The sequence below is a fragment of the Streptomyces sp. R41 genome (assembly GCF_041053055.1).
Lineage (GTDB): Bacteria > Actinomycetota > Actinomycetes > Streptomycetales > Streptomycetaceae > Streptomyces.
In genome coordinates, this window is record NZ_CP163443.1 from 7,615,182 (window position 1) to 7,641,432 (window position 26,251).

20 protein-coding genes are annotated in these 26,251 nt (G+C 70.8%); 16 read left to right on the forward strand and 4 right to left on the reverse strand.

Annotated features, from left to right (window positions below; genetic code table 11):
* Positions 1-15: 15 nt before the first annotated feature.
* Positions 16-2,778, forward strand: a complete 2,763-nt coding sequence (secA, locus tag AB5J53_RS34790) for a preprotein translocase subunit SecA (protein ID WP_369249567.1) — start codon at positions 16-18, stop codon at positions 2,776-2,778.
* Here the strand turns inward: secA and AB5J53_RS34795 are convergent.
* On the reverse strand, positions 2,775-3,224 hold the full coding sequence (locus AB5J53_RS34795; RefSeq protein ID WP_369249568.1) for a lamin tail domain-containing protein: 450 nt from the start codon (positions 3,222-3,224) through the stop codon (positions 2,775-2,777). The genes secA and AB5J53_RS34795 overlap by 4 nt on opposite strands.
* A gap of 185 nt (positions 3,225-3,409) precedes the next feature.
* On the opposite strand from AB5J53_RS34795, the gene dxr reads away from it, so the two are divergent.
* The 6 genes from dxr (at position 3,410) to AB5J53_RS34825 (ending at position 10,836) form a co-directional block, all read left to right on the forward strand.
* Positions 3,410-4,666, forward strand: coding sequence for a 1-deoxy-D-xylulose-5-phosphate reductoisomerase (dxr, locus tag AB5J53_RS34800; protein ID WP_369249569.1), 1,257 nt, complete (start codon positions 3,410-3,412; stop codon positions 4,664-4,666).
* Entirely contained in the window at positions 4,663-5,967 is a 1,305-nt protein-coding gene (locus tag AB5J53_RS34805) for an RIP metalloprotease (RefSeq protein ID WP_369249570.1), read from the forward strand. Before dxr ends, AB5J53_RS34805 begins: the two co-directional genes overlap by 4 nt.
* 162 nt (positions 5,968-6,129) lie before the next feature.
* A complete protein-coding gene (gene ispG, locus AB5J53_RS34810) occupies positions 6,130-7,287 on the forward strand; it encodes a flavodoxin-dependent (E)-4-hydroxy-3-methylbut-2-enyl-diphosphate synthase (RefSeq protein ID WP_369249571.1) in 1,158 nt (385 codons plus the stop codon).
* Positions 7,288-7,512: 225 nt separating this feature from the next.
* Positions 7,513-8,361 (forward strand): GNAT family N-acetyltransferase, encoded by an 849-nt coding sequence (locus AB5J53_RS34815; protein ID WP_369249572.1) that lies wholly within the window; start codon positions 7,513-7,515, stop codon positions 8,359-8,361.
* Positions 8,362-8,502: 141 nt separating this feature from the next.
* The gene (locus AB5J53_RS34820) at positions 8,503-9,072 is read left to right on the forward strand and encodes a GNAT family N-acetyltransferase (RefSeq protein WP_369249573.1); all 570 of its coding nucleotides are present in this window, start codon (positions 8,503-8,505) and stop codon (positions 9,070-9,072) included.
* A 72-nt stretch (positions 9,073-9,144) separates the two neighbouring features.
* Positions 9,145-10,836: a proline--tRNA ligase gene (locus AB5J53_RS34825; RefSeq protein ID WP_369249574.1), complete on the forward strand. Its 1,692-nt coding sequence runs from the start codon at positions 9,145-9,147 to the stop codon at positions 10,834-10,836.
* A 331-nt stretch (positions 10,837-11,167) separates the two neighbouring features.
* Here AB5J53_RS34825 and AB5J53_RS34830 read toward each other — a convergent pair whose 3' ends face one another.
* The 3 genes from AB5J53_RS34830 to AB5J53_RS34840 are packed head-to-tail and all read right to left on the reverse strand — an operon-like array spanning position 11,168 to position 13,170.
* On the reverse strand, positions 11,168-12,079 hold the full coding sequence (locus tag AB5J53_RS34830; RefSeq protein WP_369249575.1) for an aminoglycoside phosphotransferase family protein: 912 nt from the start codon (positions 12,077-12,079) through the stop codon (positions 11,168-11,170).
* A gap of 27 nt (positions 12,080-12,106) precedes the next feature.
* Complete coding sequence (locus tag AB5J53_RS34835) at positions 12,107-12,607, reverse strand: ferritin-like domain-containing protein (protein WP_369252642.1); 501 nt, start codon at positions 12,605-12,607, stop codon at positions 12,107-12,109.
* A 5-nt stretch (positions 12,608-12,612) separates the two neighbouring features.
* Entirely contained in the window at positions 12,613-13,170 is a 558-nt protein-coding gene (locus AB5J53_RS34840; RefSeq protein ID WP_369249576.1) for a hypothetical protein, read from the reverse strand.
* A gap of 322 nt (positions 13,171-13,492) precedes the next feature.
* On the opposite strand from AB5J53_RS34840, the gene rimP reads away from it, so the two are divergent.
* The 9 genes from rimP (at position 13,493) to AB5J53_RS34885 (ending at position 26,226) form a co-directional block, all read left to right on the forward strand.
* The gene (rimP, locus tag AB5J53_RS34845) at positions 13,493-13,999 is read left to right on the forward strand and encodes a ribosome maturation factor RimP (RefSeq protein ID WP_369249577.1); all 507 of its coding nucleotides are present in this window, start codon (positions 13,493-13,495) and stop codon (positions 13,997-13,999) included.
* 2 nt (positions 14,000-14,001) lie between these two features.
* Complete coding sequence (gene nusA / locus AB5J53_RS34850; protein ID WP_369249578.1) at positions 14,002-15,000, forward strand: transcription termination factor NusA; 999 nt, start codon at positions 14,002-14,004, stop codon at positions 14,998-15,000.
* 90 nt (positions 15,001-15,090) lie between these two features.
* Positions 15,091-15,369 (forward strand): YlxR family protein, encoded by a 279-nt coding sequence (locus AB5J53_RS34855; RefSeq protein ID WP_189189073.1) that lies wholly within the window; start codon positions 15,091-15,093, stop codon positions 15,367-15,369.
* Positions 15,370-15,516: 147 nt separating this feature from the next.
* A complete protein-coding gene (gene infB, locus AB5J53_RS34860) occupies positions 15,517-18,645 on the forward strand; it encodes a translation initiation factor IF-2 (RefSeq protein WP_369249579.1) in 3,129 nt (1,042 codons plus the stop codon).
* A gap of 257 nt (positions 18,646-18,902) precedes the next feature.
* Positions 18,903-19,196: a DUF503 domain-containing protein gene (locus AB5J53_RS34865; RefSeq protein ID WP_369249580.1), complete on the forward strand. Its 294-nt coding sequence runs from the start codon at positions 18,903-18,905 to the stop codon at positions 19,194-19,196.
* A gap of 33 nt (positions 19,197-19,229) precedes the next feature.
* Complete coding sequence (rbfA, locus tag AB5J53_RS34870; RefSeq protein ID WP_369249581.1) at positions 19,230-19,679, forward strand: 30S ribosome-binding factor RbfA; 450 nt, start codon at positions 19,230-19,232, stop codon at positions 19,677-19,679.
* Positions 19,676-20,581 (forward strand): tRNA pseudouridine(55) synthase TruB, encoded by a 906-nt coding sequence (gene truB, locus AB5J53_RS34875; protein ID WP_369249582.1) that lies wholly within the window; start codon positions 19,676-19,678, stop codon positions 20,579-20,581. The genes rbfA and truB overlap by 4 nt, the downstream gene beginning before the upstream one ends.
* 254 nt (positions 20,582-20,835) lie before the next feature.
* Positions 20,836-25,143: a trypsin-like peptidase domain-containing protein gene (locus tag AB5J53_RS34880; RefSeq protein WP_369249583.1), complete on the forward strand. Its 4,308-nt coding sequence runs from the start codon at positions 20,836-20,838 to the stop codon at positions 25,141-25,143.
* Positions 25,144-25,272: 129 nt separating this feature from the next.
* Positions 25,273-26,226, forward strand: a complete 954-nt coding sequence (locus AB5J53_RS34885; RefSeq protein ID WP_369249584.1) for a bifunctional riboflavin kinase/FAD synthetase — start codon at positions 25,273-25,275, stop codon at positions 26,224-26,226.
* Positions 26,227-26,251: the final 25 nt, after the last annotated feature.

Here is a 26,251-nt window from a genome sequence, read left to right on the forward strand (position 1 = left end):
CTGGGGGAATTTCCCATGGCAGGTAAAGGTCTGGACGCCATCACCGGCAGGATCATGCGCGCCGGCGAGGGAAGGATGCTGCGCCGCCTCGAGCGCATCGCCGAACAGGTGGGCTCCCTGGAGGAGGAGTTCAAGTCGCTGACCGACGAGGAACTCCAGGCGCTCACCCCGGAGTTCAAGGAGCGGTACGCGGGCGGCGAGAGCCTGGACGACCTGCTGCCGGAGGCCTTCGCCGCGATGCGCGAGGCGGCCCGGCGCACCCTAGGCATGCGCCACTTCGACGTACAGATCATGGGCGGCGCGGCGCTGCACTCCGGCAACATCGCCGAGATGCAGACCGGCGAGGGAAAGACCCTGGTCGGCACGCTTCCCGTGTATCTGAACGCCCTGACCGGCAAGGGAGTTCACCTCGTCACGGTCAACGACTACCTGGCCGAGCGGGACGCCGAGTGGATGGGGCGCGCCTACCGGTTCATGGGGCTGACCGTCGGGGTGATCAAGACGCAGTCGACCCCGGCCGAGCGGCGCGCGCAGTACGCCTGCGACATCACCTACGGCACCAACACCGAGTTCGGCTTCGACTACCTGCGCGACAACATGGCCTGGTCGCAGGACGAACTGGTGCAGCGCGGCCACCACTTCGCGATCGTCGACGAGGCCGACTCGATCCTCATCGACGAGGCGCGCACCCCGCTGATCATCTCCGGTCCGGCCGATCAGCCCACGCACTGGTACGAGTCCTTCGCCGCGTTCGCGCTGCGGATGAAGGGCGTACTCGTGCAGGAGGAGCAGTTCACCACGCAGGCGGACAAGGACCGCCTCGCCGAGCTGCGGACCCAGTACCACTACGAGTACGACCCGAAGAAGCGCACGGTGGCGATCCTGGACGCCGGAGTGGAGTACGTCCAGGACCAGCTCGGCATCGACAGCCTCTACGAGTCCGATCACACCCCGCTCATCGGGCACCTCAACAACGCCCTCAAGGCCAAGGAGCACTTCAAGAAGGACAAGGACTACGTCGTCGTGGACGGTGAGGTGCTCATCGTCGACGAGCACACCGGCCGCATCCTCGCGGGCCGCCGCTACAACGAAGGGCTGCACCAGGCCATCGAGGCGAAGGAAGGAGTGACGATCAAGGACGAGAACCAGACGCTCGCCACGATCACGCTGCAGAACTTCTTCCGTCTCTACGAGAAGCTCGCCGGCATGACCGGCACCGCCATGACCGAGGCGGCCGAGTTCCACCAGATCTACAAGCTGCACGTCGTCCCGATCCCCACGAACCGGCCGATGGTCCGCCGCGACGACCCCGACCAGATCTACCGCACCGAGGAGGCGAAGTACGCCGCGATCCTCGCGGACATCGCCGAGAAGCACGAGCAGGGCCAGCCGATCCTGGTGGGTACCACCTCCGTCGAGAAGTCCGAGGTGCTGTCCGCGCGGCTCAGGAAGCGGGGCATCCGGCACGAGGTGCTCAATGCCAAGAACCACCAGCGCGAGGCCCAGATCGTGGCGCAGGCCGGACGCAAGGGCGCGGTCACCGTGGCCACGAACATGGCGGGCCGCGGCACCGACATCATGCTCGGCGGCAACCCGGAGGCGATGGCGCTCGCCGAGACCGCGCAGGACGCGGAACCGGAGGAGCGCCAGAAGGTGCTCGACCGGATCACTTCCGCGGTCGCGGCCGAGCATGACGAGGTCAAGGAGCTCGGCGGCCTCTACGTCCTCGGCACCGAGCGCCACGAGTCACGGCGCATCGACAACCAGCTGCGCGGCCGTTCCGGCCGCCAGGGCGACCCGGGCGCCTCGCGCTTCTACCTCTCGCTCCAGGACGACCTGATGCGACTGTTCCGCGCCAACGTGGTCGACCGGGTGATGTCCATGGCGAATGTGCCCGACGACGTACCCATCGAGAACAAGATGGTCACCCGCGCGATCGCCTCCGCCCAGGCCCAGCTGGAGCAGCAGCACTTCGAGTCCCGCAAGGACGTCCTGAAGTTCGACGAGGTCCTCAACCGGCAGCGCACCCTCATCTACGCCGAACGCCGCCGGGTCCTCGCGGGAGAGGACCTGCGCGAACAGATCCTGCACTTCATGGACGACACCGTCCGCGCGTACATCGAGCAGGAGACGAGCGAGGGTTTCGCCGAGGAATGGGACCTGGAGCGGCTGTGGGGCGCGCTCAAGCAGCTGTACCCCGTGGGGATCACGATCGAGGAGCTGGAGGAGGAGGCCGGCGACCGCGCGAACCTCACCGCGGGCGAACTGATCGACGCGGTGACGGACGACATCCACGCCCGGTACGAGGAGCGCGAGGCGGAACTCGGCGCCGAGGCGCTGCGCGACCTGGAACGCCTCGTCGTCCTCTCCGTCCTCGACCGCAAATGGCGCGAGCACCTCTACGAGATGGACTACCTCCGTGACGGCATCGGCCTGCGCTGGACCCTCGGCCGGGAGCCGATCGTCGAGTACGAGCGCGAGGGCTTCGACATGTACGGCGCGATGACCGACGCGATCAAGGAGGAGTCCGTCGGATACGTCTTCAATCTCGACGCCGCGGCTCCGGGCGCCGGGACGGGGCGCGGGCCCACCGACGGCCTGCACTTCACCGCGCCGACGCTGGACACGGCGGAGGGCGTGGTCCAGGGCGAGTTCGCCCCGACCGACGCCACCCCGTCCGTGTCGCCCCCGGACCAGCCCGGGCTGGAGCCGCGCGAGGCTCCCGTTCCGCCTCGCGCGCGCACCAGGACCCGCAAACAGCGGCGGCGTAGGCGTTAGCAGTACTTGTAGCCGCTGCCCCGCGAGGACCACGAGCACGAGTCGACCTTCGTGCCGCTCGCCTTGTAGAGCTTCGCGGTGTCGCCCGTGTTGTTCCACACGTACCAGGAGCGGCCCCAGTACTTGTCGGTCGCGGTGTTCGTGCCCTTGCCGGTGTGCACCTTCTTGGTCGCGCCCGCGCCGATCTTCACGTCGCCGAAGGTGTACGTGTAGCCGGTCGCGTCCTTGATCTTCCAGTTCTTCAGGGAGACCGTCGACGACGTCGAGTTCTTGATCTTGACCCACTCGGCGTTCAGGCTGGCGTTGGAGCCGCCGTCCGAGCCCGGGCTGTCGTAGTACACCTCGTAGATGTAGACACTCCCGGCCGCCTGAGCCGGAGTGCTGAGAATCGTGCCCGTGAGAACCACGGCGCCCGCGAGCGCGGGCAGGGCAGCGCGTATCTGCATGAGAACCCCCCAGGGTGTCGTTCGCCGGTCGGTCTTCCGCCGACCGGTGGTGAAGAGTTATCACATGATCTTCACGGGAGGTTCACGAGGGGGGTTTTCGCTTCCCTCGGCACCTCCGAGTGGTAATGCGACGAGAAATGGGGCGCCCTGTCCTGCCGGGGACGCGTTGCGGCCACAATGGAGGGATGAGCGACAGTCCAGCCCCCCTCGCTGATCCGCATCTTGTCTTCGACCCCGTGGACGGAGTCCGGGATGTCGTGATCCTCGGATCCACCGGCTCGATCGGCACCCAGGCCATCGACCTCGTGCTGCGCAACCCCGACCGGTTCCGGGTCACCGCGCTCTCCGCCGCCGGCGGCAGGGTCGGACTTCTCGCGGAGCAGGCCCACCGGCTGCGCGTGCGGACGGTCGCCGTCGCGCGCGAGGACGTCGTACCGGCGCTGCGCGAGGCACTGACGGAGCAGTACGGAGCGGGGGAGCCGCTCCCCGAGATCCTGGCCGGGGCGGACGCCGCCACCGAACTCGCCGCATCCGACTGCCACACCGTGCTCAACGGCATCACCGGCTCCATCGGCCTCGCCCCGACCCTCGCCGCCCTGGAGGCGGGCCGCACCCTCGCGCTCGCCAACAAGGAATCGCTCATCGTCGGCGGCCCGCTGGTGAAGGCACTGGCCAAGCCGGGCCAGATCATCCCGGTCGACTCCGAGCACGCGGCCCTGTTCCAGGCCCTCGCCTCGGGCACCCGGGCGGACGTACGCAAACTCGTCGTGACCGCTTCCGGGGGCCCCTTCCGGGGACGTACGAAGGCCGAACTGGCGGACGTCACCCCCGAGGACGCCCTGGCCCACCCCACCTGGGCGATGGGCCCGGTCATCACCATCAACTCCGCGACCCTGGTCAACAAGGGACTCGAAGTCATCGAGGCACACCTCCTCTACGACATTCCCTTCGATCGCATTGAGGTGGTCGTGCACCCGCAGTCGTATGTCCACTCGATGGTGGAATTCACGGACGGATCGACGATCGCCCAGGCGACGCCCCCCGACATGCGCGGGCCGATCGCCATCGGGCTCGGCTGGCCCGAGCGGGTGCCGGACGCCGCGCCCGCTTTCGACTGGACCAAGGCGTCGAGCTGGGAGTTCTTCCCGCTCGACACCGACGCGTTCCCGTCGGTCGGACTCGCCCGGCATGTCGGGCAGCTCGCGGGTACGGCCCCGGCGGTGTTCAATGCGGCCAACGAGGAGTGCGTGGACGCCTTCCTGAAGGGCACATTGCCGTTCAACGGGATCATGGAGACTGTCACACGGGTGGTCGAGGAACACGGCACGCCGGATACGGGAACTTCCCTGACCGTCGCGGACGTCCTCGAAGCGGAGACCTGGGCGCGCGCCCGGGCCCGTGAACTGACGGCACAGACGACAACCGCGGAGGCTCGTGCATGACGACCCTGATGATGATCCTCGGCATAGTCGTCTTCGTGGTCGGCCTGCTCATCTCGATCGCGTGGCACGAGCTGGGACATCTGTCGACGGCCAAGCTCTTCGGCATCCGCGTGCCGCAGTACATGGTCGGCTTCGGCCCGACCATCTGGTCGCGCAAGAAGGGCGACACCGAGTACGGGGTGAAGGCGGTCCCGCTCGGCGGCTACATCCGCATGATCGGGATGTTCCCGCCCGGTCCCGACGGCAAGATCGAGGCACGCTCGACCTCCCCCTTCCGCGGCATGATCGAGGACGCCAGGTCGGCCGCCTTCGAGGAGCTCAAGCCGGGTGACGAGACGCGCCTCTTCTACACGCGCAAGCCGTGGAAGCGCGTGATCGTGATGTTCGCGGGCCCCTTCATGAACCTCATTCTGGCCGTGGCGATCTTCCTCGGCGTGATGATGACGTTCGGCGTGCAGACCCAGACCACCACCGTCGGCAAGGTCTCGGACTGTGTCATCCAGCAGAGCGAGAACCGGACCAAGTGCGAGAGCGGTGACGAGGCCGCGCCCGCCAAGGCCGCCGGACTCAAGGGCGGCGACCAGATCGTCGCCTTCAACGGCAAGGCGGTCGACAACTGGTCGACCCTCCAGTCCGACATCCGCGCCAACCCCGGCAAGGACGTCACGATCACGGTGATGCGCAAGGGGCAGCAGGTCGACCTGACCGCCCACCTGATCAAGAACCAGGTCAGCAAGACCGACGGCAACGGCGGCTATGTCGAAGGCAAGTACGTGTACGCCGGCTTCCTCGGCTTCACGCCCGCCTCCGGCATCGTCCAGCAGTCGTTCGGGCAGTCCGTGAACCGCATGGGCGACATGATGCAGAACGGCGTCGAGTCGCTGGTCTCGCTGCCCGGCAAGGTCCCCGACCTGTGGAACGCGGCCTTCGGTGACGGCCCGCGCAAGGCCGACTCCCCGATGGGCGTGGTCGGCGCGGCCCGGGTCGGCGGCGAGGTCTTCACCCTCGACATCCCGCCGTCGCAGCAGGTCGCGATGATGCTGCTGCTGGTCGCCGGCTTCAACCTCTCCCTCTTCCTCTTCAACATGCTCCCGCTGCTCCCGCTCGACGGCGGGCACATCGCGGGTGCGCTGTGGGAGTCGCTGCGGCGCAACACGGCGAAGGTCCTGAAGCGGCCCGACCCGGGCCCGTTCGACGTGGCGAAGCTGATGCCCGTCGCGTATGTGGTGGCCGGAATCTTCGTCTGCTTCACGATTCTGGTGCTCATCGCGGACGTGGTTAACCCGGTGAAAATCTCCTAGCAAGGCACTGTTTGTGGCGGCCGGGCACCATGGGTGTCCGGCCGCCCTCCATTGGGTGGGTTCAGGGGCGTGATGTGCTCGGGCGTGCGCCCGTGCCGTAATCTCAAAGCCTGGAGCCCACGATTCCGGGACCTTGATCCACAACTTGGGGTTGCACAGCAGATGACTGCGATTTCTCTCGGCATGCCGTCCGTTCCGACCAAGCTGGCCGAGCGCCGCAAGAGCCGGCAGATCCAGGTCGGAACGGTCGCCGTGGGTGGAGACGCACCGGTGTCGGTGCAGTCGATGACGACGACGCGTACGTCGGACATCGGCGCCACGCTCCAGCAGATCGCCGAGCTGACCGCGTCCGGCTGCCAGATCGTCCGGGTCGCCTGCCCGACCCAGGACGACGCCGACGCCCTCGCGACCATCGCCAAGAAGTCCCAGATCCCCGTCATCGCCGACATCCACTTCCAGCCGAAGTACGTCTTCGCGGCGATCAACGCCGGCTGTGCGGCCGTGCGCGTCAACCCCGGCAACATCAAGCAGTTCGACGACCAGGTCAAGGAGATCGCGCGGGCCGCGAAGGACACCGGCACCCCGATCCGGATCGGCGTCAACGCGGGCTCCCTCGACAAGCGGCTGCTCCAGAAGTACGGCAAGGCGACGCCCGAGGCGCTCGTCGAATCCGCGCTGTGGGAGGCGTCCCTCTTCGAGGAGCACGACTTCCGGGACATCAAGATCTCGGTGAAGCACAACGACCCGGTGGTCATGGTCAACGCGTACCGGCAGCTGGCGGCCGCGTGCGACTACCCGCTGCACCTCGGTGTGACCGAGGCGGGGCCCGCCTTCCAGGGCACGATCAAGTCGGCGGTGGCGTTCGGCGCGCTGCTCTCCGAGGGCATCGGCGACACGATCCGCGTCTCGCTGTCGGCGCCCCCCGCCGAGGAGGTCAAGGTCGGCCTTCAGATCCTGGAGTCCCTCAACCTCAAGCAGCGCGGCCTGGAGATCGTCTCCTGCCCGTCCTGCGGACGCGCCCAGGTCGACGTCTACAAGCTGGCCGAGGAAGTCACCGCGGGCCTGACCGGCATGGAGGTCCCGCTGCGCGTCGCCGTCATGGGCTGCGTGGTGAACGGCCCCGGCGAGGCCCGCGAGGCCGACCTCGGCGTCGCCTCCGGCAACGGGAAGGGGCAGATCTTCGTCAAGGGCGAGGTCATCAAGACGGTGCCCGAGTCGAAGATCGTCGAGACCCTGATCGAGGAAGCGATGAAGATCGCGGAGCAGATGGAGGCGGAGGGAATCGCCTCCGGCGAGCCTTCGGTGTCCGTGGCCGGCTGAGTTTTCCTCGCCTCTCCGTCCCGTACGTGGAGATCGCGCAGTTCCCCGCTACCCCGTCAGGGGTGCGGGGAACTGCGCGACAAGCCCCCACCCACCGCGGCCGAAGAACAGCCAAGGGGGTCTGGGGGCGGAGCCCCCAAGGTCGGGAATGGGTAGGGGCGGCGGGGGCGAAATCCGCCGGGTACAGTGCGGAGACCAGCAGACCGTATGGTGAGGCCCCCGCACTTGTTGACCCAGACCACCACCAGGGTCCTCGAACCGAGTGACCTGGACGCCGCGCTCGCCGTCCTCGACCGCGAGCCGGTGGCGAACGCTTTCGTCGCATCCCGCGTACAGATCGCCGGCCTCGACCCCTGGCGGCTCGGCGGCGAAATGTGGGGCTGGTACGAGGACGGCATGCTGCGCTCCCTGTGCTACGCGGGTGCCAACCTGGTCCCGATCTGCGCCACCCCCCGCGCCGTCCGCGGCTTCGCCGACCGGGCGCGGCGGGCCGGACGCCGCTGCTCCTCGATCGTCGGCCCCGCCGAACCCACCGCCCAGCTGTGGCGGCTGCTCGAACCGAGCTGGGGCCCCGCCCGCGAAGTCCGGACCCACCAGCCACTGATGATCACTGACCGGCTCCCCGCCGACATCGCCCCGGATCCGTACGTCCGCCGCATCCGCAAGGACGAGATGGAGACGATCATGCCGGCGTGCGTGGCGATGTTCACCGAGGAGGTCGGCGTCTCGCCGCTCGCCGGTGACGGCGGGCTGCTCTACCAGGCACGCGTCGCCGAACTCGTCGGCTCCGGACGGTCGTTCGCCCGCCTCGACCAGAACGGCAAGGTCGTCTTCAAGGCGGAGATCGGCGCCGCGACCGCGCAGGCCTGCCAGATCCAGGGGGTCTGGGTCGCGCCCGAATACCGAGGGCAGGGCCTGGCGGCCCCCGGCATGGCCGCCGTCATGCGGTACGCCCTCACCGATGTCGCCCCGGTGGTCAGTCTGTACGTCAACGACTTCAACACGGCCGCCCGGGCCACGTACCGCCGCGTGGGCTTCCGGGAGATCGGCGCGTTCATGAGCGTCCTGTTCTAGCCGGGCCCCGTAACGGACGCGGGGCTGTGACGTCGTGCGACTCCGCCGCGTGGGCGCGACCGGCCACAACGACCCGCAGCCGAACGACAACCCCACAGTCCCCGGCGCCATCCGGCGAAGCGCCCGGGTAGTCTCCCCGGCATGCTGCGCTTTCCCGGTCAGGGCCACCGCAACCCCGACGACGTGGTCATCGGCCCGCTGGATCTCGCCGCGCGCGTCGACGAGGCGCTCGCCGTACAGGCAATCGCCTTCGGGCTGGGCGCCGACGAGATCGCCGTACGACGTCAGATCGTGCTGCGCCACCTCACCCACCCGGGAGCCCGGGCGCTCGGCGCGACGACGCTCGACGGACGGCTCGTCGGGTTCGTCTATGGCATGCCCAACGACCGTACGCACTGGTGGTCCACCGTCGTCGAGCCGTATCTGCGCGCCCAGGGCCACGACGACTGGCTCGACAACTCCTTCGTGATCACCGAACTGCACGTCCACCCGCGCTACCAGAACCACGGCATCGGCCGCCGCCTGATCACCGGCATCACGGACAGCGCCGCCGAACCCCGCTCGATCCTCTCCGCGATCGACACCGACAGCCCGGCCCGCGGCCTGTACCGCTCACTGGGCTATGAGGACCTCGCACGCCAGGTCCTCTTCCCCAGCGCCCCCAAGCCGTACGCCGTCATGGGCGCCCCGCTGCCGCTCCGCAGGCGCTAACCGATTTCCACCGGGATGGACCGCCCGGCTAACCTCGCTCCCATCACCCTTACGCAGCAGGAGTCGAGAATCATGGCCCAGGTCCATCGCATGTCCCGTTTGATGGTCAAGACACTGCGTGACGACCCGGCAGACGCCGAGACGCTCAGCCACAAGCTGCTCGTCCGCGCCGGCTACGTGCGCCGGAACTCCGCGGGCATCTGGACCTGGCTGCCGCTGGGCAAGAAGGTCCTCGACAACATCTCCCGGGTCGTACGGGAGGAGATGGACGCCATCGGGGCGCAGGAAGTCCTGCTCCCGGCCCTGCTGCCCAAGGAGCCCTACGAGGCCTCCGCCCGCTGGGAGGAGTACGGCGACCTCCTCTTCCGCCTCAAGGACCGCAGGGGCGCCGAGTACCTGCTCGGCCCGACCCATGAGGAGATCTTCACCCTCGTCGTGAAGGACCAGGTCGCGTCCTACAAGGACCTGCCGGTCATGCTCTACCAGATCCAGACCAAGTACCGCGACGAGGCCCGCCCCCGCTCCGGCGTGCTGCGCGGCCGCGAGTTCCAGATGAAGGACTCGTACTCCTTCGACACCACGGACGAGGGCCTCGCCGAGTCCTACCGCCTGCACCGCGAGGCCTACCAGAAGATCTTCGCCCGCCTGGGTCTGGACTACCGCATCGTGTCGGCGGTCTCCGGCGCGATGGGCGGCTCTGCCTCCGAGGAGTTCCTCGCCCCCGCCGCCGCCGGTGAGGACACCTTCGTCGACTGCCCGGCCTGCGACTACGCGGCCAACACGGAGGCGGTCACCTTCAAGCTGACGCCCGTGGACGCGGAGCACGGCCCCGTCGAGGAGCTCGACACCCCCGACACCCCCACCATCGAGACCCTCGCCGAGCACCTCGGTGTCCCCGCCTCCGCCACCCTGAAGAACCTGCTGGTCAAGGTCGACGGCGAGATCGTCGCCGTCGGCGTCCCGGGCGACCGAGAGGTCGACCTCGGCAAGCTGGGCGAGCACCTCGCCCCTGCCGTCGTCGAACTCGTCACCGCCGAGGACTTCGAGGGCCGCGGCGACCTCGTACGCGGCTACGTCGGCCCGCAGGGTCTGGAGAAGGTCCGCTACATCGCCGACCCGCGGGTGGCCCCCGGCACGGCCTGGATCACCGGCGCCAACAAGATCAACACGCACGCGAAGAACGTCGTCGCCGGCCGCGACTTCGAGGTCGACGACTACCTGGACGTGGTCGTGGTGGAAGAGGGCGATCCCTGCCCCCAGTGCGGCACCGGCCTCAAGCTGGACCGCGCCATCGAGATCGGCCACATCTTCCAGCTCGGCCGCAAGTACGCCGACACCTTCCAGCTCGACGTCCTCGGCCAGCAGGGCAAGCCGGTCCGCGTGACCATGGGCTCGTACGGCATCGGCGTCTCCCGCGCGGTGGCGGCGCTGGCCGAGCAGTCGGCGGACGAGCAGGGCCTGTGCTGGCCGAAGGAGATCGCTCCCGCCGACGTCCACGTGGTCGCCGCGGGCAAGGCCCTGCAGACCGAGCTGGCGCTCGACGTGTCGCAGAAGCTGGGCGCCGCGGGCGTGCGCGTCCTGGTCGACGACCGCGCCGGCGTCTCCCCGGGCGTGAAGTTCACCGACGCCGAGCTCATCGGCGTACCGAAGATCCTGGTGGCAGGCCGCCGCTCGGCCGAGGGCGTCCTGGAGCTCAAGGACCGCCGCAGCGGCGAGCGCGAGGAGCTGACCGTCGATGAGGCGATCGCCCGCCTGACGGCGTAGTCACCCGGAGCCCCGGGCCGTTCAAGACACCGCTCAGGGAGTTCTTGCGAGGCGTATGGGCGCCTCAGAGTTTTGTCTCAGGCTGCTCCCCGACCGTAGGACGTGACAACGCGTCATGCGGAGGGGAGCAGCCATGACAGGCACGAGCGGGGGGCCGCCGCGACGGTCCGCAGAGGAGCACGACGTACGGCGGCCGCGGCGGTGGCGTCGGCGGCGGCCGATGTCTTCGCCCTGGTGGGTTCGATGCAGGCAGCCGCAGACGCGGACACTGCGGCGTCGGGCAGTACGGGATAACTCACCGGACAGAGATCAGAAACGCATCGGACAGCGTTCAGAGCCAGCCCGCGAACTCCAGCAGCAGCTCCGCGTCCCGCGGACGCCCGACCCGGCGCGCCCGGACACCCGACTCGACCGCCCGGAACAGGGTCCAGCCCCGCAGCCGTTCCTGGTCCACGTCCAGGGACTCGGCGAGCCGCTTGACCCGCCGACGGGTGATCGACGACCCGGAAGGAGACGCGATCAGGTCCTCCACCCGGTCGCGGACCAGCCGGGCCAGGTCGAAGGCGCACTCGCCGACCACCGGGTCGGGGCCCACGGCCAGCCACGGCATGCGCTCACCGGCGAGCACCTTGCTCTGCCGGAAGGTGCCGTGCAGCAGCCGCTCCTCGGGCGGCCCGGCGAGCAGCTCCTCGCGGGCCGCGAGCGCCGCGTCGACCAAGGGGCCGATCTCCGCGTCGGCACTCGCCGTCGCCCGCATCGCCTCGGCCTGCCGACCGGTCCGCTCGGCCACGGTCTCGAAGACATGGGCCGCGGGCGGCTCGACCCACAGCCGCCGCAGCGTTCCCGCCGCCTCCAGCAGAGCCTTCGCCTCGGGCAGCGAGCGTACGGACAAGTCCGGATGCAACCGCTCCAGCAGCAGTACCCCGTGCGTATCCCCGGGGTTGAGGAGCCGGACCGCGCCCCGTCCGTCCCAGTGGGCGAGCGCGGCCCGCTCGCTCTCCGGACGGGCCCGGTCGGGCGCCAGCTTCAGCACGGCGGGCGTCCCGTCGGTCTGCCGCACCAGCATCACCAGACTGCTGCGCCCGCCAGGGGCCTGCACCCGCTCCACCGTCAACTCGCGTAGATCAACGGCCTGTTGGGCCAGCTCGGGCAGCTTGTCCAGCCAGTCACCGGCCCCGCCGTCCCCGTTGTGCTGCGTCTCGCCGAGCGCCCGCACGAGGCGCCCTGGCGGTTCGAAAGCCATGCGCGAGTCGTTCCCTTCCAGGTCGCGTTACGTCGGCGAGGGTGCCGACGCGGACGGGGTGGCCGCCCGCTCGGCGAGCCCAGGGAAGGCTACGCTCTCGCCGCGCCAGCGCACCGCCCGCACCGCCGCCTCCCGCAGCGCTTCGGCGGCCGTGCGCCGCTGGTCGCCCGTGGAGGCGCGTACGAGGTCGGAGTACACCCCGGCCACGCGTTCCTCCAGCTCGGCCGCGAGCCGCACGGCCGTGGCGGAGTCCTTCACGGCGAACGGCAGCGCGTACGCCGCCGCCGAGGCCTCGGGCTTGCCGCCCAGGTCCCGCACGGCACGCACCAGCTCGTCCCGGCGCGCCCGGTGGGCGTCGTACGCCGCTCGCGCCTCGCTCCGCCGGCCCGCGCCGATCTTGCCGCCGACGACGCCGTACCCGTAGACGACGGCGTGCTCGGCCCCCAGCGCGGCCTGCAGCGCCTTCAGCTCGGCTGCCTCGGCCTCTTGGGACCGCTTGGTGCGCTTGGCGCCCTTGGTCTCTTCGATCCCGCTCACTTCGCCCCCTCCGTCAGCAAAAACGCGTGCGCGGCCCCGGCCGCCGCCACCGAGGCGAGCAGCCTGGCCAGCTCTCCCGGGACATCCAGCAAGGTCTTCGTGCGCTCGTCCGCGAGAGTGCGCTCGGCGGAGGCGAGATCGCCGAGGGCGTCCTTCTGGTTCGCCGGTACGGCGGGGGAGGCGCTGGGGAGCGCCGAGGCGGACGTGGATGCGGAAGCCGAGGCGGCGGGCGAGGCCGAGGAGGACGCCCCCGGGCGGCCGCCGGCACCCCCGAATGCCTGTGCGTGCCGTACGACCTCCGCCCGCAGCGGGCGCAGCCGCTCCGCCAGTGCCGGATGCGCGGCGATCACGGCGGCGTAGTGGCCGGCCAGCGTCTCGCTGTCTCGGGCGGCACGCGCGCGTGCCCGGTCCGCGGCCGAGGGGCTGCCGCCCGACGTATCGGTGGACGACTCGGGGGAGGAGCAGCCCGCGAGCACGAGGGCACTCGCGGCCGACGCGAGCAGGGTCCTTCGGCGCGGTCCCGACGGGGTGCGCGACGGCAGGGTGAACGGCACGACAGACGTCCTCGTAGGGCTCGTACGAAAGGGAGGGCGAGACGCCCGTGATCACGGTACCCGCGGACCGGGCGATCACTCGCCAGCGGCTCTCGCCCAAGGGTGTCCGCCGGGGCTTTTCGCCCCCTCCGCCCCTACCCGTCCCGTCCCCGGGGGCTGCGCCCACGGACCCCCGCCCAAAGATCGCGCAGTTCCCCGCGCTCCTTCAGTGGCGCGGGGAACTGCGACCCTCGATGGACGGCAACACCCCCTACGACCGGATACCCTTTGACCTGACACGCGACCTACCCACAACAGCACACGCGGCCGAGGAGTCACCCGGATGAGCACCACCCAGAGCGAGAGGCTGCGAGAACTGCTGGAACCGCTCGTCAGCTCTCAGGGACTCGACCTCGAAGAGGTCGAAGTGGACTCGGTCGGACGTAAGCGTGTGCTCCGCGTGGTCGTCGACTCCGACGAAGGTGCCGACCTGGACGTGATCGCCGATGTGAGCCGCGCGCTCTCGGCGAAGCTCGACGAGACGGACGCGATGGGCGAGGGCGAGTACACCCTCGAGGTCGGAACCCCCGGAGCCGAGCGCGAGCTCAAGGAGCACCGTCACTACGTACGCGCCACCGACCGGCTGGTGAAGTTCCAGCTGGCGGAGGGCGGCGAACTGGTCGCCCGCATCCTGACGGTCGAGGACGACGGCATCGACGTCGAAGTGCCCGGCGTGAAGGGGCGCAAGCCCACTGCCAAGCGGCTCGCCTTCGAGGACATCGTCAAGGCGCGCGTCCAGGTCGAGTTCAGCCGTAAGAACAAGAACGAAGAGAACGCAGAGGAGGCGTAGCCGTGGACATCGACATGAGTGCCCTGCGGGGCTTGGTACGGGAGAAGGAGATCTCCTTCGACCTGCTGGTCGAGGCGATCGAGGCGGCCCTCCTCATCGCCTACCACCGCACCGAGGGAAGCCGCCGTCACGCGCGCGTGGAGCTCAACCGGGAGACCGGCCATGTGACCGTGTGGGCGAAGGAGGACCCCGAGGACCTGGAGGAGGGGCAGGAGGCGCGCGAGTTCGACGACACCCCGTCCGGGTTCGGCCGCATCGCCGCGACCACCGCCAAGCAGGTCATCCTGCAGCGCCTGCGGGACGCCGAGGACGACGCGACGCTCGGCGAGTACGCCGGGCGCGAGGGTGACATCGTCACCGGTGTGGTCCAGCAGGGCCGTGACCCGAAGAACGTGCTCGTCGACATCGGCAAGCTGGAGGCCATCCTGCCGGTGCAGGAGCAGGTCCCCGGTGAGAACTACGAGCACGGTCTGCGGCTGCGCTCGTACGTCGTTCGGGTGGCGAAGGGCGTACGCGGTCCGTCCGTGACGCTCTCGCGCACGCACCCCAATCTGGTGAAGAAGCTCTTCGCGCTCGAGGTGCCGGAGATCGCCGACGGGTCCGTCGAGATCGCCGCCATCGCCCGCGAGGCCGGCCACCGTACGAAGATCGCTGTCCGGTCCACGCGCTCGGGCCTGAATGCCAAGGGCGCCTGCATCGGCCCGATGGGCGGCCGCGTGCGCAATGTCATGGCCGAGCTGAACGGCGAGAAGATCGACATCGTCGACTGGTCGGACGACCCGGCCGAGATGGTCGCGAACGCGCTCTCCCCGGCCCGTGTCTCCAAGGTCGAGGTCGTCGACCTCGCGGCCCGCTCCGCGCGGGTGACGGTCCCCGACTACCAGCTGTCGCTGGCGATCGGGAAGGAAGGGCAGAACGCCCGTCTCGCGGCCCGGCTGACCGGCTGGCGGATCGACATCCGTCCGGACACCGAACAGCCTGCCGAGCAGGGCCGGGAATAGATCCGGTCCGCAGGTGGCTTAGATCACGACAACAACCGTTCGATTCTTGCCCCAAAGGGGTGAGGTCGGTGCGGGGAGGTAGACTTAAGAGTGTCTGGCCGGACGCGAGCCCGCGCATGCCCTGAACGCACCTGTGTGGGGTGCCGGGAGCGAGCGGCCAAGAAGGATCTGCTGCGGATCGTGGCGGTCGAGGGTGAATGTGTCCCCGATCATCGCGGTACGCTGCCCGGCCGGGGTGCGTATGTGCACCCCGCCCTGGTCTGTCTCGACCTGGCGGTCCGCCGCCGGGCGTTCTTGCGGGCGCTGCGTGCCCCGGGGACGCTCGACACAAAGGCGTTGCGCCACTACGTCGAGCAGGCAACACCGTAAGACGTGTCGTACGGAACCCCCGTGCGGCCCTGGTACCCCGCGAGTTGGAAGTAGGTCGAGATTGCGATGAGCACTCGATGAGCACGCGATGAGTACGCCCATGAAGTAGCGACGGTCCGGACGCATCCCGGACCTAAAAGGAGCGAAGTGGCTAAGGTCCGGGTATACGAACTCGCCAAGGAGTTCGGGGTTGAGAGCAAGGTCGTCATGGCCAAGCTCCAAGAACTCGGTGAATTCGTCCGTTCGGCGTCCTCGACGATCGAGGCGCCCGTTGTACGCAAACTGACTGACGCCCTCCAGCAGGGCAACGGAGGCGGCAAGCCCGCCCCCGCTCGCAAGGCTGCCCCGGCCAAGCCGGCAGCCCCGTCTCCCGCGCAGGCCGCCCGTCCGGCCGCCCCGCGCCCGCCGGCCCCGAAGCCGGCCGCGGCCGAGAAGCCCGCGGCCGCTCCGGTCACGCCGGTCACTCCGGCTGCTCCGGGTCCGCGCCCGACCCCGGGTCCCAAGCCCGCCCCGAAGCCCGCTCCGGCGGCTCCGGCTCCGGTCGCGGCCGAGTTCACCGCGCCTCCGTCGGCTCCCGCGGCTCCCGCGGCAGGTGCCCGTCCGGGCGCCCCGCGTCCCGGTGGCCAGGCCCCGCGTCCCGGTTCCCGTCCGGCCGGTCCCGGCCAGGGTGGTCAGGGCCGTGGTGACCGTCCCGAGCGTGGCGACCGTCAGGGCGCCCAGCGTCCGGGCGGCCAGGCCCCGCGTCCCGGCGCTCGTCCGGCCGGACCGCGCCCGGGCAACAACCCGTTCACCTCTGGTGGCTCCACCGGCATGGCGCGCCCCCAGGCGCCCCGTCCGGGCGGCGCCCCGCGTCCCGGTGGCGCAGGCGCCCCGGGCGGTCCGCGTCCGCAGGGCGCGGGTCAGGGTGGTCCCCGTCCGCAGGGCGGTCCCGGTGGCGCTCCGCGTCCCCAGGGCGGTCCGGGCGGTGCCCGTCCGACTCCGGGCGGCATGCCCCGTCCCCAGGGCGGCGCTCCGCGTCCCGGCGGTGGCCCCGGTGGCAACCGTCCCAACCCCGGCATGATGCCGCAGCGTCCCGCTGCGGGCACTCCGCGTCCCGGCGGTGGCCCCGGTGGCCGCGGTCCCGGTGGCGGCGGCGGTCGTCCCGGTGGTCCCGGTGGCGGCGGCGGTCGTCCCGGTGGCGGCGGCTTCGCCGGTCGTCCCGGTGGCGGCGGTGGCGGCTTCGCGGGTCGTCCCGCTGGTCCCGGCGGTGGCGGCGGCGGTTTCGCCGGTCGTCCCGGTGGTCCCGGTGGTGGCGGCGGCGGTCGTCCCGGCTTCGGCGGTCGTCCGGGTGGTCCCGGTGGCCGTGGTGGCACGCAGGGCGCCTTCGGTCGTCCCGGCGGTCCCGCGCGTCGCGGTCGCAAGTCGAAGCGGCAGAGGCGCCAGGAGTACGAGGCCATGCAGGCCCCGTCCGTCGGCGGCGTGATGCTGCCTCGCGGCAACGGACAGACTGTCCGCCTGTCGCGCGGTGCGTCCCTCACCGACTTCGCGGAGAAGATCAACGCCAACCCGGCGTCGCTCGTCGCCGTGATGATGAACCTCGGCGAGATGGTCACTGCCACGCAGTCCGTCTCCGACGAGACCCTCCAGCTGCTCGCCGGCGAGATGAACTACGTCGTCGAGATCGTCAGCCCGGAGGAGGAGGACCGCGAGCTGCTCGAGTCCTTCGACATCGAGTTCGGCGAGGACGAGGGTGGCGAGGAGTTCCTCGTCGCGCGTCCGCCGGTCGTGACCGTCATGGGTCACGTCGACCACGGTAAGACCCGACTGCTGGACACCATCCGCAAGACGAACGTCGTCGCGGGCGAGGCCGGCGGTATTACGCAGCACATCGGTGCGTACCAGGTCGCCACCGAGGTCAACGACGAAGAGCGTCGCATCACCTTCATCGACACCCCGGGTCACGAGGCGTTCACCGCCATGCGTGCCCGTGGCGCGAAGTCGACCGACATCGCGATCCTCGTGGTGGCGGCCAACGACGGTGTGATGCCCCAGACGATCGAGGCGTTGAACCACGCCAAGGCGGCCGACGTGCCGATCGTGGTCGCGGTCAACAAGATCGACGTCGAGGGCGCCGACCCGACGAAGGTGCGCGGTCAGCTCACCGAGTTCGGTCTGGTGGCCGAGGAGTACGGCGGCGACACGATGTTCGTCGACATCTCCGCCAAGCAGGGGCTCAACATCGAGCAGCTGCTCGAGGCCGTGGTCCTGACCGCGGACGCCTCGCTCGACCTGCGGGCCAACCCGGAGCAGGACGCGCAGGGCATCGCGATCGAGTCCCACCTCGACCGTGGCCGCGGCGCCGTCGCGACCGTCCTGGTCCAGCGAGGCACCCTGCGGGTCGGCGACACCATGGTGGTCGGCGACGCGTACGGCCGTGTCCGCGCGATGCTCGACGACAAGGGCGAGAACGTGGAAGAGGCGGGTCCCTCGACCCCGGTCCTCGTCCTCGGTCTCACCAACGTCCCGGGCGCCGGCGACAACTTCCTGGTTGTCGACGAGGACCGCACGGCACGTCAGATCGCCGAGAAGCGCGCGGCGCGCGAGCGCAACGCCAACTTCGCCCGCCGGGGTGTCCGGTTCTCCCTGGAGAACCTGGACGAGGCCCTCAAGGCCGGTCTGGTGCAGGAACTCAACCTCATCATCAAGGGCGACGCGTCCGGTTCGGTGGAGGCTCTCGAGTCCTCGCTGCTCCAGCTCGACGTCGGCGACGAGGTCGACATCCGCGTCCTGCACCGCGGCGTGGGTGCGGTCACCGAGTCGGACATCGACCTGGCGACCGGCTCCGACGCGATCGTCATCGGCTTCAACGTCCGCGCTGCGGGCCGCGCGGCGCAGATGGCGGAGCGCGAGGGCGTCGACGTCCGGTACTACTCGGTGATCTACCAGGCCATCGAGGAGATCGAGGCGGCCCTCAAGGGCATGCTCAAGCCGGAGTACGAGGAGGTCGAGCTCGGTACGGCGGAGATCCGCGAGGTCTTCAAGTCGTCCAAGCTGGGCAACATCGCCGGTGTCCTGGTCCGCTCGGGCGAGGTCAAGCGCAACACCAAGGCGCGCCTCGTCCGCGACGGCAAGGTCATCGCGGAGAACCTCACCATCTCCGGGCTGCGTCGCTTCAAGGACGACGTCACCGAGATCCGCGAAGGCTTCGAGGGTGGTATCAACCTCGGAAACTTCAACGACATCAAGGTCGACGACGTCATCGCGACGTACGAGATGCGCGAGAAGCCGCGGGCGTAACGCAGTGGCTTGAGCTGGCCGGCGGGGACTTCTCCCCGCCGGCCAGCTTGCCGTCTGCCCCCGGCTCCTTTCGGCCGCGGGCCGGCGGGGGCTGGTCGGGCCCACGCGGCGGAGTCGCACAGTGTCACAGCCCCGCGCCCCTCACGGGGTGCGGAAACCCCGTCGAGTGAGCCCGGCGTTCGTTGTACGGTTCTGATGTCCCTGCCAAGTGCATTGGCAGGCCATCTATCCCGTACCGGCGGGACATCCGGTTACACATGTATGTGGGGACGCTGTCCTTCGACCTGCTCCTCGGCGACGTTCGCTCGCTCAAGGAGAAACGCTCTCTCGTCCGGCCGATCGTCGCCGAACTTCAGCGCAAGTACGCGGTGAGCGTGGCGGAGACGGGCAACCAGGACCTTCACCGCAGGGCCGAGATAGGACTCGCGGTGGTCTCCGGAGACACCGAGCACCTCACCGACGTACTGGACCGGTGTGAACGGCTCGTCGCGGCACGACCGGAGGTGGAACTGCTGTCGGTACGCCGCAGGCTCCACAAAGACGAAGATTGACGAAACACGCAAGGCGAAGAAGGAGACGGACCAGTGGCCGACAACGCGCGGGCTAAGAGGCTGGCGGACCTCATCCGAGAGGTGGTGGCCCAGAAGCTGCTGCGCGGGATCAAGGACCCGCGGCTCGGCACACAAGTCACCATCACGGACACCCGGGTCACCGGGGACCTCCGGGAGGCGACCGTCTTCTACACGGTGTACGGGGACGACGAGGAGCGCGCGGCGGCGGCCGCGGGCCTGGAGAGCGCCAAGGGCGTGCTCCGCTCGGCGGTCGGCGCGGCGGCGGGTGTGAAGTTCACGCCGACGCTCACCTTTGTCGCGGACGCCCTGCCCGACACCGCCAAGACCATCGACGACCTGCTCGACAAGGCGCGGGCCTCCGACGCCAAGGTGCGCGAGGTCTCGGCGGGCGCCACCTTCGCCGGTGACGCGGACCCGTACAAGAAGCCGGGCGAGGACGACGAGGACGACGCCGCGGAATGACCCAGAAGCACACGACGCCCGACGGGCTTGTCATTGTCGACAAGCCGTCGGGCTTCACTTCGCACGACGTGGTCGCCAAGATGCGCGGGATCGCCAGGACCCGCCGCGTCGGACATGCCGGCACCCTCGACCCCATGGCGACGGGCGTGCTCGTCCTCGGTGTCGAGAAGGCGACCAAGCTCCTCGGGCACCTCGCGCTCACCGAGAAGGAGTACCTGGGGACCATCAGGCTCGGGCAGAACACGCTGACCGACGACGCCGAGGGCGACATCACGTCGTCCACGGACGCGTCCGGCATCAAGCGTGATGCCATCGACGCCGGGATCGCCAAGCTGACCGGCACCATCATGCAGGTGCCGTCCAAGGTCAGCGCCATCAAGATCGACGGCGTGCGCTCGTACAAGCGGGCGCGCGAGGGCGAGGACTTCGAGATCCCGGCCCGTCCGGTGACCATCTCCTCGTTCGCGGTGTACGACATCCGTGACGCCGTCGCCGAGGACGACACGCCAGTGCTCGACCTGGTCGTCTCCGTGGTCTGTTCCTCCGGTACGTACATCCGGGCGCTCGCCCGGGACCTGGGTGCGGACCTGGGTGTCGGCGGTCATCTCACCGCCCTGCGCCGTACCCGTGTCGGCCCGTACAAGCTCGACTCCGCGCGCACGCTCGACCAGCTCCAGGAGGAGCTGACCGTGATGCCGATCGCGGAGGCGGCCGCGGCCGCGTTCCCGCGCTGGGACGTGGACGCCAAGCGGGCCCGGCTGCTGCTCAACGGCGTACGCCTGGAGATGCCCGAGGAGTACGCGGGCAAGGGCGCCGTGGCGGTCTTCGACGCCGAGGGGCGGTTCCTGGCGCTGGTGGAGGAGCAGAAGGGCAAGGCGAAGAGTCTGGCGGTGTTCGGCTGACGCCGACCGCCTCCGGTTTCGCATCGCTCCGCCCGTGGAGCGGCGATCACGGGGTCTCGTGCCCGCCGCTCCACGGTCCCCCCTCGGTTCCCCCACCCAAGGGTGTATCCATCCGCCCTCGCCTATTCACCCCTTCGGGCAGGCGCTCGGAGTGAACCGAGGGAGTGGAAGGGGGCGCGTTCGCCACGCGATCTGTCCCGCTGATCACCTCGCGCCTACCGTCGAAAGCAGGAGTACGGCGGGGAGGTTCGAGCATGGCGGGACGGGGCCCGCGGACCGGGGGCCGACAGGCGACCGACGATACCCAGGAGACTCGGGACGAGGCCCTGGTACGCATCTGCGACCTGGCGGGGCGCCCGCGCGGCACGGGTTTCGTCGCCGACCACCACGGCACGGTGATCACCAGCCACGAGGCCGTCGACGGCCTGGCCCGCCTTGTCCTGCACGCACCCGGCGACCGCACCTGCGTGGTGACCGCCGACTCCGTCACGCCGCTGCCCGACGCCGATCTGGCTCTCGTACGCACCGAAGGTCTCGGTCTCGACCCGCTCCCCGTCACCGTGCGGGACCGCATCGCGACCGGTACGTACGTCCGGATCGCGGCGGGCGGCTGGCGTGAGGCGCGCGTGCTCGGTACCTCCGCCGTGACGTACACCGCCACCGACCGCTTCCATCTCCTGGGCGACGCCTTGGAGCTGGCGATCGGCACAGCGGGCACGGATGCGCTCCGGCTGGGCGGCGGCGCGGCCGGGGGGCCGGTCCTCGACGCCTCGACCGGGGCGGTGCTGGGGGTTCTCGGCACCGCGCTGCTCCCTCAAGCTCTCGACCGCGTCAGAGCGGGGGAGACCCCAATTCGTCACCGGGCAGCGGGGTTTGCCGTCCCCCTGCTAGGTGTGCCGGGGCCGCTCGCCGACGTGCTGGCCCGCAACGCGGCGACCGTACCGGCGTACGGGGCCGATCTGAACCCGGCGGGCGCAGTGGAGCTCACCGCGACCTCGGTGGGGTCGGACGGGCCGGGTGCGGCGACCTCGCCGGGGTCCGGCGGCGCGCCCGCCGGACCGGTCGAACGGGCCGACACCGTCAGGGAGTTCGCCGCTTTCGAAGACGGCCCGGCCGCCGTCCTAGGGCTCGTCGGACCGCCCGGCAGCGGTCGTACGACGGAACTGGCGGCCCTCGCCGCCCGCCGCACCGGGGGCGCGGAACCGGCACCCACCCTGTGGCTGCGCGGCGCCGACCTCCTCACCACGGACGCCTCCGTGGCGGACGCGGCGACGCGGGCGCTGGAGCGGGCGGGACGGATCGTGGCGGCCTCGCGGGATTCGGGCGTGGCCGCGGGGGAGGGGCGGGCCGCGGGGTCCGTGCCCTCCGATGTGCTGCCTCCGGGCAGGTACGAAGGTGAACTGGGCGACATCGGGCCGGAGCGGCTGGCCCGGCTGGCGCGGGACGCGGGGCGGCCGCTGCTGCTGCTCCTCGACGGTCCCGAGGAGATGCCGCCCGCCCTCGCCCATCGGCTGCCCGAGTGGACCGCCGGGACGGCAGCATGGCTGCGGGAGACCGGGGCACGGCTCGTCGTCGGCTGCCGGGCCGAGTACTGGGAGCAGGCGGGGGCCGAGTTTCCGGAGGAGATGCTGCACAGGGCCGAGGCCTGCTCGGACCGGTTGATTCCGTCCTGCGTGTGGCTGGGGGACCTCACCGAGGGGGAGGCGCGGCGGGCCCGGTCGCGCGCCGGGATCCCCGAGGACGCGCTGGTGGCGGCCGACGCGCGCCACCCCCTGACACTGCGGCTGCTCTCCGAGGTGCGGGCAGCGCTGCCGGACGCGCCCGCCGGGCGGCTCGACCGGGACGACGTCTTCGCCGCGTATCTGGACCTCATGTGCCTGCGCATCGCGGTCCGGCTCGCCGCGGCGAACGGGCTGCGGGGCAGTGCCGTACGGCGGCTCGCGGCCCAGGTCTCCGGCCAGGTGCACGAGGCAGCCCGGTGCTGTCTGGGCCCCGGCCAGGGCGAGCTGGACCGCGCGTCCTTCGAAGCCGTCTTTCCGTGGGGCCCTGCCCCGCGACGCCGCCTCTCCGGCACCAACGGCTGGGCCTCCGCCGTCCTCACCGAGGGCCTCCTCGTCCCTGCCGGCAACGGATACCGCTTCGCCCACGAGGAACTCGCCGACTGGATCCAGGGCACCCACCTCGACCTGGACGCGGCACTGCACGCCTTGGTCCACCGGGGGCGGGGGGCCGCGCCCGGGCAGCGGCGGGCCCGAGGGGCGCCGGCCTGGCCGCGGGGCGCCGCGGGGCCATCGTCCACGGGTGCGGCAGGCGCGCCTTCGCCGGCAGCGGGCGCGGTGGCCTCGGGTACGGGCTCCTCGCGTCGTCGGCGGTCCCGATCCGCGTCCACGTCCTCCCCGGCCCACACTCTCCCCGTCCCTCGTCACCGCATCGGACCCGTCGTCGAGACCCTGCTCCTCCTGGCCCGTCAACAGGGCACGGCCGAGCTGGCCCTCCGTCTGGAGGACCTGGTCGATGCCGTGGACGACCTGCTGCCCCAGGCGCCTGGCCCGCTCGGTGACCCCGCCTGGTGGGCCACCCACCTCTGCGCGGACGTCCTGCGGCGCGTGCCCGACGCCACGCCGTACATCGGTGTGCTGCGGCTGCTCGCCGAGCGGATCGTGAGGTGGCGGGAGCAAAGCAGGGGCGTACCAGGGGAGTTCGGGCCCTCCTTCTGGGAGGCGGTGCCCCTGCCGGAGACCGAACGGCTCGACCTGCTCAGGCGCCTGGTGGTCGCGGACGAGGCACGGCACGCGGCGGACACGGGGGGCGGGACCGGCGGCGCCGGTTCGCCTCGGGTCCCCGAACCCCGTAAGCCGTCCGAGCCGGCCACCTCGGGCGCGGACGCGCTCCGCACTGAAGGGGCGGACCCATTCCGTATGGGCGTGGCGGACCCGCTCCGGGCCGGAACTACGGACCAGCTTCGTATGGGCGTGGCGGACCCGCTCCGGGCCGGAACTACGGACCAGCTTCGTATGGGCGTGGCGGACCCGCTCCGGGCCGGAACTACGGACCAGCTTCGTATGGGCGTCGCGGACCCGCTCCGGGCCGGAACTACGGACCAGCTTCGTATGGGCGCGGCGGCCCCGCTCCGGGCCGGAACTACGGACCAGCTTCGTACGGGCGCGGCGGACCCGCTCCGGACCGGAACTACGGACCCGCTTCGTACGGGCGTGGCGGACCCGCTCCGGACCGGAACTACGGACCAGCTTCGAACAGGAGCGGCCGACCAGCTGTGGTCCGAAGCTACGGACCCGCTCCGTACCGGAGTAAAGGACCACCTCCGTACCGAAGGACGCGCCACCCCCACCCCCCGCTACCTGGACGCCGTGGCTCGTCTCCTCGCCGCCGACCCCGCTGCCGTACAACTCCACCTCACCCGCTGGTTCGACGACGAGCGCCCCCTCCCCGCGACCCCGCACGCGACCGTGGCGACGGCCGCTCAGGCGTTGCTGTACGCGCATCGGCGGCGGGCGCTCGACGACCTGGCCGAGGCGCTGGTCGGAGTTGCGCACCGGCGCGGCGACGAGCTGCTTGCCGTACTCGCCGAGGAGGAGCCGTCGGCCGTCTGCCGGGCGGTCGACCGGTGGGCGCACGACGAGCGGCCGGCGCGGCGGGTGGCGGCGGTGGCGTACGGGTTGCGGGCGGCGCCGTTCGTGCGGACCGAGGCCGACCGCGAGCTGCTGCGCTACGCGGCGCTCGCCCTGCTGGCCCGCCCCGCCGACTGCTCGCTGCACGGCGGAGCGCTCGGTCTGCTCGTACGGGATCCGCGGACCCGAGCCCGGTACCTGCCACAGGCCCTGCAGCGCTTCACGTCCGGTGATCCACAGCTGCCTCCGAGCGCCCTGGTCGCCGCGCTCACCACCCACCCGGACCCGGTGCTCGCCGCCTTCCGCACCAGGCTGCGGCAGCCCGGCCCCGACACGACCCACGTGCTGCGCACCCTCGCCGACGTCACCACGCCCGCCCTCGCCCGCCACGTCGCCACGATGGTGCGGGAAGTCGTGGAGCTGCGCCCCGAGGCCGCCGCGCACGTGGCCGCGTATGTGGACCGACGCCTTGAATACGGGCCCACCGCAGGCGCTGTGCTCTTTCCGCTGGTCAGCGGACTAGTGGAGGGCTGCCCCGCACCCGTGCGGGCAGCGCTCGCCGCCGTCCTGGCGGCGCCGGGCACTCGCGCGTCGCGACCGCTGCGGCGTGAGCTGCTGGATCTGCTGCTCGCGCACGAGCGGGACCCGGCCGTCCTCGACACCCTCCTCAAGGCCGCCGCGGACGGCGCGGTTCGCAGGGGCGAGGAGCCGACCCGCGAGCTGGTGCACCGCGCGGGCCTCCTCCTCGTGCGCACCCCGGCCGGAGCCACCGGCTTCGACCGCGGTCTCGTCGAGCTGGCCCGCCACGTCCCGGGCTTCGCCGACCTGGTGGCCCGATGGCTGACCGCCGCCCCCGAGGAGTGGGCCTCAGTGGTCGGCCCGAGCACCCGCCGCATGATCGAGAACCTGGCCGGAGTGCGGGTCCCCGCCTGACTCAGGGCCCCGGCCTCTGCGGGATGCGTCACAGCTCGATGCCGATGCAAGCCGAGCGCACGCGGCATGGCACCCTTAGAGCTGCGAATGAGGCAATCACGGACACGGGTTCGACAAGGAGCGGTCACAGTGCAGCGCTGGCGTGGCTTGGAGGACATCCCCGAGGACTGGGGGCGCAGCGTCGTCACCATCGGTTCCTACGACGGGGTGCACCGCGGGCACCAGCTGATCATCCGGCATGCCGTGGATCGCGCCCGTGAGCTGGGCGTGCCCTCCGTGGTCGTCACCTTCGACCCGCACCCGAGCGAGGTCGTGCGCCCCGGCAGCCACCCCCCGCTGCTCGCCCCGCACCACCGCCGCGCCGAGCTGATGGCCGAACTGGGCGTGGACGCGCTGCTCATCCTCCCCTTCACCACCGAGTTCTCGAAGCTGTCGCCCGCCGACTTCGTGGTCAAGGTCCTCGTCGACAAGCTGCACGCCAAGGCGGTCGTCGAAGGCCCCAACTTCCGCTTCGGTCACAGGGCCGCGGGCAATGTCGACTTCCTGCGCGAGCAGGGAGAGACGTACGACTTCGAGGTCGAGGTCGTCGATCTGTATGTGACGGGTGAGGCGGGCGGCGGCGAGCCCTTCTCCTCGACCCTCACCCGGCGGCTCGTCGCCGAGGGCGATGTCGAGGGCGCGCGCGAGATCCTCGGGCGCCCGCACCGCGTCGAGGGCATCGTCGTACGCGGCGCCCAGCGCGGCCGCGAGCTCGGCTTCCCGACGGCGAACGTCGAGACCCTCCCGCACACCGCCATCCCCGCGGACGGCGTCTACGCAGGCTGGCTGAACGTCGAGGGCGAGGCCATGCCCGCCGCGATCTCGGTCGGCACGAACCCGCAGTTCGACGGCACCGAGCGCACCGTCGAGGCGTACGCCATCGACCGCGTCGGCCTCGACCTGTACGGCCTGCACGTCGCCGTCGACTTCCTCGCCTACGTCCGCGGCATGGCCAAGTTCGACTCCATCGAGGCGCTCCTTGAGGCCATCGCGGACGACGTGAAGCGGTCGCGCGAGCTGATCGAGGCGTACGACGGGGAGTAGTCCTCCGTACGTGGACGGGGCGCCC

Bases quoted from the DNA above. Each gene is read 5' to 3' on its own strand.
- AB5J53_RS34825 (WP_369249574.1), top strand. From the start codon at position 9,145: ATGGCCCAGGTCCATCGCATGTCCCGTTTGATGGTCAAGACACTGCGT.
- AB5J53_RS34820 (WP_369249573.1), top strand. From the start codon at position 8,503: ATGCTGCGCTTTCCCGGTCAGGGCCACCGCAACCCCGACGACGTGGTC.
- AB5J53_RS34865 (WP_369249580.1), top strand. From the start codon at position 18,903: ATGTATGTGGGGACGCTGTCCTTCGACCTGCTCCTCGGCGACGTTCGC.
- secA (WP_369249567.1), top strand. From the start codon at position 16: ATGGCAGGTAAAGGTCTGGACGCCATCACCGGCAGGATCATGCGCGCC.
- AB5J53_RS34795 (WP_369249568.1), bottom strand. From the start codon at position 3,224: ATGCAGATACGCGCTGCCCTGCCCGCGCTCGCGGGCGCCGTGGTTCTC.
- dxr (WP_369249569.1), top strand. From the start codon at position 3,410: ATGAGCGACAGTCCAGCCCCCCTCGCTGATCCGCATCTTGTCTTCGAC.
- rimP (WP_369249577.1), top strand. From the start codon at position 13,493: ATGAGCACCACCCAGAGCGAGAGGCTGCGAGAACTGCTGGAACCGCTC.
- AB5J53_RS34830 (WP_369249575.1), bottom strand. From the start codon at position 12,079: ATGGCTTTCGAACCGCCAGGGCGCCTCGTGCGGGCGCTCGGCGAGACG.
- AB5J53_RS34880 (WP_369249583.1), top strand. From the start codon at position 20,836: ATGGCGGGACGGGGCCCGCGGACCGGGGGCCGACAGGCGACCGACGAT.
- ispG (WP_369249571.1), top strand. From the start codon at position 6,130: ATGACTGCGATTTCTCTCGGCATGCCGTCCGTTCCGACCAAGCTGGCC.
- truB (WP_369249582.1), top strand. From the start codon at position 19,676: ATGACCCAGAAGCACACGACGCCCGACGGGCTTGTCATTGTCGACAAG.
- AB5J53_RS34805 (WP_369249570.1), top strand. From the start codon at position 4,663: ATGACGACCCTGATGATGATCCTCGGCATAGTCGTCTTCGTGGTCGGC.